This window comes from Fredinandcohnia onubensis (assembly GCF_002734285.1).
Taxonomy (GTDB): Bacteria; Bacillota; Bacilli; order Bacillales; family Bacillaceae_L; genus Ferdinandcohnia; species Ferdinandcohnia onubensis_A.
This window is the reverse complement of the sequence record NZ_NSEA01000009.1, coordinates 233,905-247,421: the sequence shown is the minus strand read 5'-3', so window position 1 is coordinate 247,421 and position 13,517 is coordinate 233,905. Positions and strand designations below refer to the sequence as shown.

Here is a 13,517-nt window from a genome sequence, read left to right as displayed (position 1 = left end):
TTATAAAATAAATGGTAGTAGTTCGTTAATTATCCGGATTCTTGTGCGTCGTTCACTATTGTTGATTCATCTTTTGTATGTGTATAAAAAGCCCCTCCAACTAAGAAAGCCCCACTCATTAAAAAGACTGATAACAGTCCCAATCCAGACCCAATAACACCAAATAAAATAGGGGCTGTCAATTGAGAAATGCGATTTGTTGCTAGTCTTAATCCTAATACTTCACCTGTTTTTCCGCTTGGGGACGCATTATAAATGGTCGTCATTGATAATGGCTGACCACAGCCAAGACCAGCACCCATTAAAATTGCAAATCCTGCAAGAAGATAAACATTTGTTGTGAAAGGAATAAATCCATAACAAATACCCGCAACTAAGATTGAAAATAGAAGTAATCTAGCTCTTCCTATTAAAATGGAAAGTTGCCCTAAAAAGAATCGTATTGGAACCATCGCTAGAGCCTGCAATGCTATTATCCATCCAATCTGTGAATCTGAAACTCCAATTTGAAGTGCATAAAGTGGAAAATATGCGATAAATATATCACGCGAATAAAGAACTAAGGCACTTCCAACCAGTGCTTTTCTCAATATTGGAATCCTCAACATAGAAAAAGTACTAGTATTAGACGACTCAATTGTAGTCGCCTTTGTTCGAATAATAACAGGTACCCAAATTGCGGCTATAATTGCTATAATCCCTACTATTCCCGAAACAAAAAACGCCGTACGATACGAAGTATATTCTGCTAAGTAACCGCCTATTACAGGACCGCAAAATTGAGCAATTGCCACCACCATACTAAAGAGCCCAAAATAATGGTCTCTATTCTCCTTTGTAGCAGCATTTCCTAATACATTTTGCAATGAAATGATGATAAATATATGTGCCATACCAACTATTATTTGAGACAGATAAATTGACCATAATGAAGGAAATAGATAAGGGAAAACCAACCCGATACTAGCTGCAATCATGCCAAATAAAATAGGCAGTCGATCTCCTATTTTATCTGTGATTTTCCCGGCACGTACGGCAAACAATAATGGAAAAAAGGCATAAGTTGCAGTTAAAATACCAATTTCAAAGGTGCTGGCTCCTAAATTGGTACCGTACAAAGTAATGAGTGGTCTTGTGATATGTAACATGAACTGAAAAACAAAAACAATGATTAGTACGACCTTAAGCGCCATGGGTCTTCATCCCTTATTTTAGAATAGGCAATAGTTCAATCCCATGACGATCAGCTTCCTCCAACAGACTTTCTACTACCTTCTCGGTTAAAGGAATACCTGATTTTAAACGTTCCTCCGATTTACGTTCCTCAGGTTCACCTGGAATTAAAATTTCATCAAACCCTTGTGCTCTTGGAAGAGACTTTATTCGAGAAACAAAAGTGTCCATTCGGTTTTCATATTCTTCCTTTGACATAAATAAATCTGGTCTTATTACAAAAAATAAATGTCCAACATTCTGTGGCTCGGAATGATCAAAATAAAGGCTTTTTACATTTCCACCGTAATTCGCACCAGTGAATACACCAGCGAGTAAATCCATCAACATAGCAAGGGCTGCTCCTTTTGGCCCACCAAATGGAAGACACACACCCTCAAATGCTGCTTTTGCATCTGTTGTTGGAGTACCATCTGCATCCAAAGCCAATCCTTCAGGAATCGGTTCACAATGTGTTGCAGCTAATCGAATTTTCCCACGAGCAATAACTGTCATGGCCATATCTAATACATAATCGCTATTCTCTTTGCCACCGGGGACTCCAGCTGCAAATGGACTTGCACCAAGGAATGCGGTTTTACCACCATAGACTGGAAGTGCAGGGGAAGAATTTGTATAGCCGAGGGCTATGTAACCGGCATCAATTGCCTGTTGGACGTATAGGGAAGCCATCCCAAAATGTGTGCTTCGACTAACCCCTACTAAACCAATCCCACTTTCTTTAGCTAATGCTATACCTTCATCGATTGCACGGTGGGCAGCTAAAAAACCCATTCCATCATTACCATCTACATGAGCAACAGCTGAGGTGACTCTTTTCACAGTAATAGTAGGTTGTGGATTCACCACGCCTCGTCTAATCCGCTCAAGATACATCGGAATTCTTGAAACACCATGTGAATCAAGTCCGCGCAAATTAGCAGCAACTAAATCTTGTGCGATAATTGCTGCATCCCCCTCTCTAAGTCCTCCTGCTTTTAATAGAATGCTAGCTGCTTCTATCAAACTTTCTTCTGACACGTATCGTTCTGACAATATCTATCCCCCCTTATTTTCTAGTTCCATCCTTTTTTCTTCTTAAACATTTTCAAAATCTAGTTCTTGTAAAAACTCAACAAATTCTTCTACGAGACTAAATTCTAACGATTCCTCGTGATATAACATCCAAGTATCTCTTGTTATAAACTCTTCATCTTTTGATTGTAAGTTCATTTTATGAATATCTACTTCCTTACTGACTAAAAGTCCAGGTAAAATTGCGTAACCTAAACCATTTATAACCATTTGTTTACATGTATCAGTTCGGTCAACAGTCATTGCAATTTTCGGAGGGGTCGAAAAATTATCTGACCACCAATGATCAATTAAATCTTTTAATTTTGAATCTGATCCATAATTGATTCTAGGTAGTTTTGGTAAGTCTTCTAGCTTAAATGGAGCTCGTGAAGCAATTGTTAAAGGTTCCTTTAACAGTAACTGTTTTCCTTCCTGCCAAGGGTAATCTCCGCGAACAATTGCAATGTGTATTTCCCGATTGGAGAGTAATTGAAAAATCTCACTACTCCAACCAGTAGAAACCTCAAACTCTACTTCAGGAAATGCAGTTTTAAATTTTTTTAATATCTGAGGAATTTTAACTCTTGCTATTAAATTTGAAGCCCCTATCCGTAAAGTTCCTACAACTTTTCCTTCGATATTTGAAATTGTATCGTGAATATTCCGTAACCGACCAAGCATTTCATCTGCGCATTTTACAAGAAATTCGCCTTGTGGGGTAAAATGAATACCGCGTCTACCCCTGATAACGATTTGTGTATTAAATTCGCTTTCAATTTGTTGTAATCGCTTCGTTAATGCTGGCTGTGATATATACAGAAGGTTTGCAGTTTTTGTTATATTTTTTTGTTCATAAAGTATTTTTAATATTTCCCAATCACGTGTGTCCACTATTTCCCCTCCGATTCTTATAGATTTAGCTGTATTTTATCATAGGCGGAGGAGTATCTATAAAACTTCTTTTATTGAACTTTTTTCAAAAATCGTGCGTATGCTTATTTCAGGACTCGTTAATATTGGGATATTCGGTTTCTCCCATTCTACTAAAGATCGACACATAGACATTTGGGCTAATAAGATGACATCATTTTGTGTACTTAATTCGCTAATTTTTTCCCTAATCAAACGATTGTGCGTTGTTTGATCTCCTTTTTGCAGGGCATTAAATGCTTCTGTTATTACGTGAGTATCGACTTCGATTGTACGATTTTTCTCGTCTGCAATTTCATAAAGAAGCTTCGTAGTTGTTGGACCGGCAGCACCAACAGTCGCAATTACTCCGAGTTTGTCTCCTATCTCTATGGCATGTTCTAGCATCGCAATATCAGCACTTAAAACAGGTATATCAAATTTGTTTGCAACACCAGCGACATACGGTGAAAAGGAGGAACACGTTAGAAGAATTCCATCTACACCACTTTCCTCTGCCCGCTTCATCAAACTTACTAATTGTTCAACCATGAGATCAGTAACATTTCCTGTATTGTTTAACTCATCGATTAGACCTTCATCCATAAAGTTTAGTAATTTAACATCTGGTGCAAAATGTTGAAATGCTTCTAAAATTGGTACTACTGAATTCATTGTTGCATGGACGAGTCCTATTTTATAATTTCTTGCCACATGAACAACCTCCCTTTGTACAATTTATAGCCATTAGCCTGCTGTTAATCTTTTTAAATGATCAACTGCCTTTTTAAGAAAATCTTCTTTACCAAAGCTCCCCGATTTCAAAACAATTAGCATATTACGGCCAAATGCATATCCGGATGGCAAACCAGTTTCAATCTCTTCTAATACATAATTTCCGGTTATCCCTAACCTTCTGCATACTGTTCCAGATGTATCACCACCAGCTACAACCAACCTCTTAACTCCAGTATGATCAATCACCTTTTCAACTACTTCTGCGAGAGCTTGGGATACCATTTTACTGGTATGTAAGTCATTTTCACCAAGCTTTCTTCCCATTTCCTTTGTTTCCAACACAACTTCTTTTCGGTTATCAGCCATGACAAGGACGTCTGTTCCAAGCTTGATTAACACTTCAACCTCATGAATCATGCGTTGAATTTCTTTCGCCCGTTCTTCCGGTGAAAAAATGAAGCGTGAATCTAAAATTACACTAGGAGTCTTTTGTTCTATTAGATGCCTTGTCTGAGCATGGGTCTGTGGAGTTAAGCTACCAGAAACAATTAATACTCCATTTTCGTCTGTAATATTAATTTCTTTTAAAGGGTTTGGAACTGGTTCAATCTTTAAAAAACTTGGCAATTCTTCCGCAATAGCTGAACTCCCACAAAGAATCTTCAAATCATGAACTGCCTCTGCGACAATCCGTAAGTCATCCTGAGTCTCGGAGTCGATGATACAATAATTTGAAGACTCGCGGTGTTTTTCAATTTCACTCCGTAATACATCCGGACCCTTTCTAACTACATCAAGTGTTATAAGACTAACCTTTCGAGAAGTTTGTTTTTCTAAAATTCGAACAAGATTTGAATCCACCATCGGGTGAACTGGATCATTAGCAAACTCTGAATTCTCTAATCGCTTTCCATAAACCGTATGAATCCCGTTTATTGTTTTTCTCCCATTTTTCGGAAAGGCTAAACTAATGACTGCAAAATCTTCGTTTAAAGCATCTAGCATTGCATCGAATTCTTCGCCAATATTCCCTCTAAATACAGAACAGGTTTTATTAAAGAAATGCGCACAGCCAAGTTCCTCAAGCTTTTCAGTGGCCATGTATACCTTTTGATAGCTATCTTCCCCGGAATCTAGTCTACTATCTGTATCAATGATTAAAACGTCTGGTTTATCGCCTAGTATTAACTCCTCATGAAAGGTGAGTATTTTTACGGTATATTGATTTTTACTAAACATCAGGCCGATGTCATTCGCACCTGTTGTATCATCTGCGACAATCCCAATCATGTTCTCACCCCTCACAATTAACTTACAGATACTGCCGTTTTAATCCTTTCAATAATCGCCTCTGTAAAATCAGTTGTTGAAGCTGATCCTGCAAGATCCTTTGTTTTAATACCATCTGCAAGAGTATTAAAAATACCACTTTCAATTGTACGTGCGATTTTTGAAACACTTTCATCATTGTGTCGGCTACTTAACCAATCTAAAAACATCACTGTTGATAACATGATTCCGATTGGATTAGCAATATTCTTCCCAGCTATATCTGGAGCAGAACCGTGAGCTGCTTGAGCCATGGCTTGATTTTCATTGTTATTAATAGATGGTGCCAGGCCTAGACTCCCTACAAGTTCCCCTGCAAGATCTGATAAGATATCACCAAACATGTTTTCCGTAACAATTACATCAAAATCTTTTGCACGCCTAACAAGATGTGCTGTCATTGCATCGATGTGATAATCATCTATTTCTACATCAGGATATTGTTGACCTACCTCACGACATATTTGTAGGAATAAGCCTGAACCAAGTTTTATGACGTTAGCCTTATGAACAATTGTTACTTTTTTACGTCTTTTCCTTGCCATTTGGAAGGCTGAATGAGCAATTCTTTCAACTGCTTTTCTTGTAAATACACCTGCTGAAATAACAACATCCGGTGTAACTTGCCACTCTCCAACACCTACATACATGTTACGGTCACAATAATAGCCTTCCGTATTTTCTCTAAAAATAACTAAATCAGCTTCGCCCACAACACTCTTAATTCCTGTCATTGTCTTTGCTGGTCGTACATTTGAATAAAGATCAAAATAATGTCTTAGCTCACCACTCGGATTACGATTCTCCTTATGTTCCTTTGGATAGGCTGCAGAATCATGTGGACCCATTATCCACCCATTTGTTTCCTTTAAAGCATCCTTTGTATATTGAGGTATGGGATCACCATATTTTTCGATTGCTTCCCAGCCCATTGGTAATTCAATATATTCAAATTCAATTGTTCCTACTTTTTCAACAGCTGCTTTTAATACATTCACAGTAGCTTTCGTAATTTCTAGTCCAATTCCATCCCCATATAAAATCCCAAGTTTATACGTTGCCATCCATTTTTCCTCCTTATTTCTATTAACTTTTCTTTCTTTAATTCAACTGTAACTTGGTTTAAGTAGTTGGTAAAATATCCGTTTTGCATCAATAGTCATATATTTTTTTGATGACAGAATGTACCTTATCCGTGGATAATGGAATATAAAAATTCCGCTGCATCTTTTGCTTCTTTAAATCTGTTCTTCTCTGCAGCAACTTCCAATGATAGATATCCTTGATAATTAATATCTTCTAAGAGTTGGATCGTATAGGTGAAATCAAAATCCCCCATACCAGGTGCAAATCGATTGCTGTCAGCAAGATGAACGTGGAGTAATTGATCTTTGACTAACGATAGACTCTTTTCAATTGAATAATCCTCGAATGCCAGATGAAAGACATCAATCATCATTTGAAGATTAGGTAGTTTTAATTCTTTTATTAGATTCATCGTTTCGTAGGTCGTGTTTAAATTGTTGATATTATGTTTGTTTTGCGGCTCCAAAATAATATCCACTCCGACTGTATCTGCATGTTCGCAAACCTCATTTAATGCCCCACTCATCCAATGCCATGATTGGATAAATAATTCTTCATGGATATCTCCCCGTACTTTTCCGATATTTACTGGCACTTGAAAAATGGATGCAAAATCTATGATCTCATTCACTCTTTTTACAGCTTCTTTCCTAACTGCTGGGTCTTTATCGGTAAAGGTTAGCTTATCATCACTTACCATTGGACCTGTTCCGATAGCAGCTATTTTCAAACCTGATTTTTCAACTTTTTTCTCAAATTCTACTTGATTAAAAAGGTTAGGATTTCTTACAAATGGCTCAATTGCGGTATAACCATTATCCTTTAACCATGGAAAAATGGAGTCTTCTTCACCGCGAAAACCTAAAATTGAAGCACTTGTTTCTTTCGTTCCAAAAACATAAGCTAATTCCATCTGAACCCCTCCCCTACGTGACTATCTTTTTCTTGGTTTATATTTCGATTCCTCCAAAAATTCATGAACCACCGTTTTCGGAACCTCAGTAAGTTTTATTCCCGCTGCTTTTGTAGTAATCAACATTTTACAAGCATTTTCTAATGTTTCTAATCTCATTAACGCTTCATTTACAGAATCATCAATTACCGTAACTCCATGGTTTTTCATGATGATAATATTGGCAGATAATGATTTTTCAGCAATTTCTTGACCTAATTCATTTGAACCTGGATGAAAATAATCGACATACTCAATCTTCTCCAAATAATACATGGTCTCAATAAACAGGTCGGACAGAATCAGTTCATTACTACAGGCCATAAGCGTCGTATAGAACGGAGAAGAATGGATGACAGCATGAATATCTGGTCTATTTTTATAGATTCCACTATGGATTGGTGTTTCCTTGGATGCTTTACGTGCACCATCATACTGTCCAGTTTCGATGTTAAATTCAACAAAATCACTGCTTGCCAAATCTCCCATATACGTCCCAGAAGCAGTAATTAACATATGTTTTTTATCAAGCCTTAAACTAATATTCCCTGAAGTTCCCCACGCCAACTGATTTGCTAACATATATCTACCTGCATCAACCAACACTTGAACTCCTTTTTCCACTTCACTAACCACCTTAATCACTTAATGTCTTACTATTATTAAAACAGATACAAATATAGAGTGGTTATTCCAAATAGTTATCAGTGGGTATACATAAAACGCATTATTCAGAATTAAAAGAACATTATATAATACAGTAGATTACTATTTTTCCAAGGAGGATTTTGTATGGATCATATCGTTAAAGCATTTGAAGAAATTCCTACTACCTGTATTTCTGATACAATGCAAGGTCTCAATAATATGGATAGTGCAATCAAACCATTAAAAGAAGAATATCGTGTTGCAGGCCGTGCATTCACTGTTAAGATGCCAGTTGGAGACAACACGACCATATTACAAGCAATCAATGAGGCAAAACCTGGTGATGTACTTGTTGTCGATTCAAAAGGAGATACATATCGAACAATTGCCGGAGATTTCATTCTTGGACTAGCTCAAACTCTAGGAATTAAAGGGGTTATAACGGATGGTGTAATCCGTGATATTCTAGGTGTAAAAAAACTAGACTATCCTGTCTTTTGTAAGGGAACAACTGTTGCAGCAAGTGCCAAAGCAGGTTGGGGCGAAATCAATGTACCTATTTCCTGTGGCGGTACCTCAGTAAATCCGGGAGATATTGTTGTGGCAGATGCGGATGGAGTCATTGTTATCCCTCAAGCCATAGAAGAGGTAGTATTGTCAAAAGCAAAAGAAAAACTTAGAAAAGATGAAGAAAGAGAAGAAAAAGTTTCTGGGAAACCTGAAGAAATCAGACGCTATTTAACAGAAATGCTCTCCAATGTAAAATAGTATGATAGTATAAAAGTAGCAATTTCAAAAATTGCTACTTTTTTATTTTTAATAATATTGATGTTTGTTTTCCAAGGGGGAATCTTTAAATGGATGAGCGCGGTTGGCAAATATTAGACGTCTTATTTGAACAGAAAAATATAACAAAAGCTGCACAAAGCTTGTACATTACTCAACCTGCTCTAACAAAAAGATTAATGCAAATTGAGGAAGAATTTGGTGTAAAAATTGTTGATCGAGGAATACGTGGAGTCCAATTTACACCACAGGGTGAATATTTAGCGAAACGAGCAGCAGAAATGTTAGAAGTCACACGAGAAATCAAAGAAGATGTTAAGAACATGAGTGATGACGTTGTTGGAACATTACGAATCGGTGTCTCAAACTTTTTTGGAAAATATGAACTTCCTGATATTCTGCAGCACTTTTCCGAAAAATACCCCAAGGTTTTATATCATGTTGAAACAGGCTTAAGCAAGTACATCTTTAATTCAACCTACAATACCAACGTTCATGTCGGCTTTGTAAGAGGAGATTACTCTTGGCCGGGTGAAAAGTATCTATTATTTGAAGAGAAAATTGTCATTGCCAGTAAGCGAAAGATAAACCTAGAGGAACTCCCTGATATTCCAAGGATTGACTTTGATACGGATCATTTATATAAATCCTTAGTCGACAATTGGTGGAATAATCATTTCTCAAAACCACCTATAATTGCAATGAATGTAGACCGTGGCGATACATGCCGTGAAATGGTGATTAGAGGATTAGGGTATGCCATCATGCCAGCGAGATTACTACAAGGCATCGAGGACACTATATACCAGATTGAAGTTACAAAAGACGATGGCACCCCACACACCAGACCAACCTGGATGTTTTATCATGAAAGTTCTTTAGAACAAAATGTGGTAAAAGCTTTTGTGAATTTTGTTAAAGAACAGCAATATAACAATTAGTTATGAAAGCGCATATCATATTCTCATTTTTCGGAAACACAAATAACTATTATACTACCCTTATTGATAGATAAATAATTCAATAGGGGTGGAACATTTGCAGAAAATATCAAAGTATGTCCCTCATACAAAATCTAATATAGAAATTAACAATAAACATTATGAGTTCTTTAATATTAACTCCCTTAAAGCGTTAGGGTTTGAATCCATTGAGAAACTTCCTTATTCGATAAAGGTGTTACTCGAGGCTGCAATAAGGCACTTCGACGGTACTTCCATTACTGATGAACATATTGAAAAGCTAGCAAAATGGAGCGAAAATGGGGACCAAAATCAAGAAGTGCCATTTAAACCAGCTCGTATACTATTGCATGATACAACTGGCCTTCCTCTACTGGTTGATTTGGCCGCCATGAGAGAGGCTGTATCACGTAATGGTGGAGATCCTTCCATTGTAAATCCTACTATTCCTGTAGATTTAGTTGTGGACCATTCTGTTACAGTTGAACAATTCGGTTCATTACAAGCATTACATGCGAATGAAAAAATAGAATTCGAGCGGAACTATGAACGTTTTCGCTTCCTTAGATGGGCTCAAAATGCTTTTAAAAATGTAAATATCGTGCCTCCTTCTTCAGGAATTATGCACCAAATTAACATGGAACTACTTTCTTCTGTTATTAAAACAAAAGAGAACAATGGTACCACCCTCATTTATCCTGATTCATTAGTAGGAACAGATTCTCATACGACTATGATTAATGGACTTAGTATTGTTGCTTGGGGTGTCGGAGGAATTGAGGCAGAAGCGGCTATGATCGACCAACCTCTTTACTTTGTACCACCAAAGGTAGTTGGTTTTAAGGTGACTGGCTCTCTTCCTGAAGGTACAACATCGACAGACCTCGCTCTCACAATTACGAATCTACTTCGCAAACAAGGTGTTGTGGGTAAATTCGTTGAGTTTTACGGACCGGGTGTTAAGAACATGAGTGTTGTGGAGAGAGCTACAATTGCCAATATGGCTCCTGAATATGGGGCAACGATGGGCTTCTTTCCAGTCGATGAGGAAACGCTAAACTACTTAAGATCAATCGGCCGAAGTGAAGATCAGATTACATTGATTGAATCCTATTACAAAGCACAAGGGATGTTCATGACTAGTCACGCCCCGGATCCTAAATATACTGAAATAGTCGAGTTAAACCTTTCAACTGTTGTTCCATGTCTTGCAGGTCCAAAACGCCCTCAAGATCGAATTGAATTAACAAACATGAAAAAAGCGTATCAAGAAATCATTTCTTCTCCAGTTGACAAGGGTGGGTATGCACTAGAAACAGATGCATTGGATAAGGAAATTGAAATAACGCATCCATCGGGAGAAAAAGCAAAATTGAAACATGGTTCTGTCGTCCTTGCAGCCATTACGAGCTGCACAAATACTTCAAATCCAACTGTATTAATAGGTGCCGGATTACTCGCTAAAAAAGCTGTAGAAAAAGGACTTAAAAAACAATCATTTGTTAAAAGCTCTTTGACTCCTGGCTCCCGCGTAGTTGCGGACTATTTAGGCCATTCTGGCTTAATAACCTATCTTGAGAATTTAGGTTTTCACATTGCTGGTTATGGATGTGCAACTTGCATCGGAAATTCAGGGCCATTACCTGAGGAAATTAGTAATGCCATTACCCAAGAAGATTTAGTAACTGCATCTGTGTTGTCTGGGAATCGAAATTTTGAAGGTCGTGTACATCCGCAGATTAAAGCAAATTATTTAGCATCTCCACCACTTGTCGTTGTATACGCTTTGGCTGGAACTGTGAATATTGATTTTGAAAAAGACCCAATTGGCATCGGAACGGATAACCAACCTGTTTTCTTACGTGATATTTGGCCATCTACAGAAGAAATTCAAGCCTATATCAATAAATATATTCACCCAGAATTATTTAAAAAGCGATATGAAACCGTTTATGATGCAAATGATCAATGGAATAAGATTGAGTCAACTGACGGACAGCTCTATCAATGGGATAAAAACTCAACCTATATTCAGGAACCACCATTTCTCAAAAAGATTTCAGAGCAGAAAGGTGGTATCCAAGACTTCCGAGCGGTTCGAGTTTTAGCCATGCTGGGAGACTCCGTAACAACGGATCATGCTTCTCCATCGGGTGCCATTAAGCCTGATAGCCCAGCAGGATTATATTTGTTGAAGAAAGGGGTTGAAAGAAAAGATTTCAATTCCTACCCATCAAGACGCGGAAATCACAAAGTAATGATGCGTGGTGCGTTTGCAAATGTTCGAATACGAAATAAACTTGTAAACGGTATCGAAGGTGGTTTCACCCTCCATCACACCAGTGGTCAAGTTATGTCGATCTATGAAGCCTCTATGAAATACAAAGAGGAAAATACGGATCTACTCATCGTTGCGGGAAAGGAATATGGAACTGGTAGCTCTCGTGACTGGGCAGCCAAAGGTCCACATCTATTAGGAGTTAAAATGATTCTAGCAGAAAGTTTTGAACGGATTCATCGAAGCAATTTAGTTGGAATGGGTGTCTTGCCATTACAATTTATGAATGGTGAAACAGCAGCTACACTAGGTATAACTGGTCATGAGGCCTTTGAAACAATTGGTCTTTCAGAGTGTCTACAGCCTGGTGAGAAAATTCAAATTAGGGCAACTCGTGAAGATGGAAGTCATTTTACCTTTGGTGTTCTTGTTCGTTTAGATAATATTGTTGAGATTGGTTACTATAAAAATGGTGGCATTATGCAGTCAACAGTTAGAAAGCTTCTCGATGGAGCAACAGTATAAAAAAAAGAGCAGGTCTGGCATTTGATGCACGACCCGCTCTCCTTTTTAAGGATTTAATACTCTTTTAGGCTCACCTTTAATAAAAGCTTCAATATCCCCTACTGCTTCACTAAAATAGGTTTCATAGTTGTTACGAGTCACATACCCTAAATGTGGTAGAGCTAACACATTCGGTAATTCTCTGAAAAGATGGTTTTCTGGCAATGGTTCCTCTTCATATACATCAAGCCCTGCTCCTGCGATCCAGTTATTTTCTAATGCAGTAATAAGATTCTTTTGGTTGATAATTGCTGATCTTGAAGTATTAATGAGGAATGCACTTGGTTTCATTAATTTTATTTCATTTTCTCCGATTAAATCTCTTGTGCGATCACTGAGCACTAAATGGATGGATACAAAATCACTTGCTTTTAATAATTCTTCCAATGACTCTGCTTTTTCTACACCTAATTCTTCCGTTCTTTCTTGTGTGAGATTCTGGCTCCATGCCATTACTTTCATTCCAAATGCCTTTCCTATTCGAGCCATTCTGCTACCGATTTTTCCAAGGCCAATCAAACCTAGTCTTTTTCCATATAGGTCTGTACCCACTGTTGATTGCCATGGTCCATTTGAAGTGAGGGACTGGCACTCTTTTTTGATATTCCTAGCAAGACCAAGAATTAGCGCCCAAGTGAGTTCGGTTGGAGGCTCGGAGCTACTTGCTGTTCCACAGACAGTAATGCCTAATTTCGTAGCTGTTTTAAGGTCAATTGAGGCATTTCTCATCCCTGAGGTGATTAAAAGTTTTAAATTAGGAAGTCGGTTTAAAAGTGATGCTGGAAACGGTGTACGTTCACGCATAATAACGATAATTTCATAGTTTTTAATAGCTTTAACAAGCTCATCTTCATTATCGATATGTTCGTTAATACTTGAGATTTCTACTTCATTAGAAAGTAATGACCAATCAGCCATTTGTAGTGCAATATTTTGATAGTCATCTAGTATTACACATTTTAAACTCATAATATCC

At 37.6% G+C, this 13,517-nt stretch carries 12 protein-coding genes; 3 read left to right on the top strand and 9 right to left on the bottom strand.

What is annotated here, in order from left to right; translation table 11 throughout:
* Nucleotides 1–29 precede the first annotated feature (29 nt).
* The 8 genes from CKJ95_RS10870 to CKJ95_RS10835 form a co-directional block, all read right to left on the bottom strand.
* Nucleotides 30–1,193: an MFS transporter gene (locus CKJ95_RS10870; RefSeq protein WP_099353435.1), complete on the bottom strand. Its 1,164-nt coding sequence runs from the start codon at nt 1,191–1,193 to the stop codon at nt 30–32.
* A 13-nt stretch (nt 1,194–1,206) separates the two neighbouring features.
* Nucleotides 1,207–2,268: an Ldh family oxidoreductase gene (locus CKJ95_RS10865; RefSeq protein WP_218962746.1), complete on the bottom strand. Its 1,062-nt coding sequence runs from the start codon at nt 2,266–2,268 to the stop codon at nt 1,207–1,209.
* A 42-nt stretch (nt 2,269–2,310) separates the two neighbouring features.
* Nucleotides 2,311–3,180, bottom strand: coding sequence for a LysR family transcriptional regulator (locus tag CKJ95_RS10860; protein WP_099353433.1), 870 nt, complete (start codon nt 3,178–3,180; stop codon nt 2,311–2,313).
* Between the two features lie 57 nt (nt 3,181–3,237).
* On the bottom strand, nt 3,238–3,912 hold the full coding sequence (locus CKJ95_RS10855) for an aspartate/glutamate racemase family protein (RefSeq protein WP_257215766.1): 675 nt from the start codon (nt 3,910–3,912) through the stop codon (nt 3,238–3,240).
* Nucleotides 3,913–3,945: 33 nt separating this feature from the next.
* Complete coding sequence (locus CKJ95_RS10850; protein WP_099353432.1) at nt 3,946–5,226, bottom strand: four-carbon acid sugar kinase family protein; 1,281 nt, start codon at nt 5,224–5,226, stop codon at nt 3,946–3,948.
* 17 nt (nt 5,227–5,243) lie between these two features.
* Nucleotides 5,244–6,329, bottom strand: a complete 1,086-nt coding sequence (locus tag CKJ95_RS10845; RefSeq protein ID WP_099353431.1) for an isocitrate/isopropylmalate dehydrogenase family protein — start codon at nt 6,327–6,329, stop codon at nt 5,244–5,246.
* Between the two features lie 125 nt (nt 6,330–6,454).
* Nucleotides 6,455–7,264, bottom strand: a complete 810-nt coding sequence (locus tag CKJ95_RS10840; RefSeq protein WP_099353430.1) for a sugar phosphate isomerase/epimerase family protein — start codon at nt 7,262–7,264, stop codon at nt 6,455–6,457.
* Nucleotides 7,265–7,285: 21 nt separating this feature from the next.
* Nucleotides 7,286–7,927, bottom strand: coding sequence for a class II aldolase/adducin family protein (locus CKJ95_RS10835; protein ID WP_257215765.1), 642 nt, complete (start codon nt 7,925–7,927; stop codon nt 7,286–7,288).
* 168 nt (nt 7,928–8,095) lie between these two features.
* Here CKJ95_RS10835 and CKJ95_RS10830 point away from each other — a divergent pair, with 168 nt between their 5' ends.
* The 3 genes from CKJ95_RS10830 (at nt 8,096) to acnA (ending at nt 12,502) form a co-directional block, all read left to right on the top strand.
* Nucleotides 8,096–8,719 (top strand): RraA family protein, encoded by a 624-nt coding sequence (locus CKJ95_RS10830; RefSeq protein ID WP_099353429.1) that lies wholly within the window; start codon nt 8,096–8,098, stop codon nt 8,717–8,719.
* 89 nt (nt 8,720–8,808) lie between these two features.
* Complete coding sequence (locus tag CKJ95_RS10825; RefSeq protein ID WP_099353428.1) at nt 8,809–9,678, top strand: LysR family transcriptional regulator; 870 nt, start codon at nt 8,809–8,811, stop codon at nt 9,676–9,678.
* Nucleotides 9,679–9,775: 97 nt separating this feature from the next.
* Nucleotides 9,776–12,502, top strand: coding sequence for an aconitate hydratase AcnA (acnA, locus tag CKJ95_RS10820; protein WP_373604848.1), 2,727 nt, complete (start codon nt 9,776–9,778; stop codon nt 12,500–12,502).
* Nucleotides 12,503–12,547: 45 nt separating this feature from the next.
* Here the strand turns inward: acnA and CKJ95_RS10815 are convergent, their stop codons facing one another.
* Nucleotides 12,548–13,510: a D-2-hydroxyacid dehydrogenase family protein gene (locus CKJ95_RS10815; RefSeq protein WP_099353427.1), complete on the bottom strand. Its 963-nt coding sequence runs from the start codon at nt 13,508–13,510 to the stop codon at nt 12,548–12,550.
* Nucleotides 13,511–13,517: the final 7 nt, after the last annotated feature.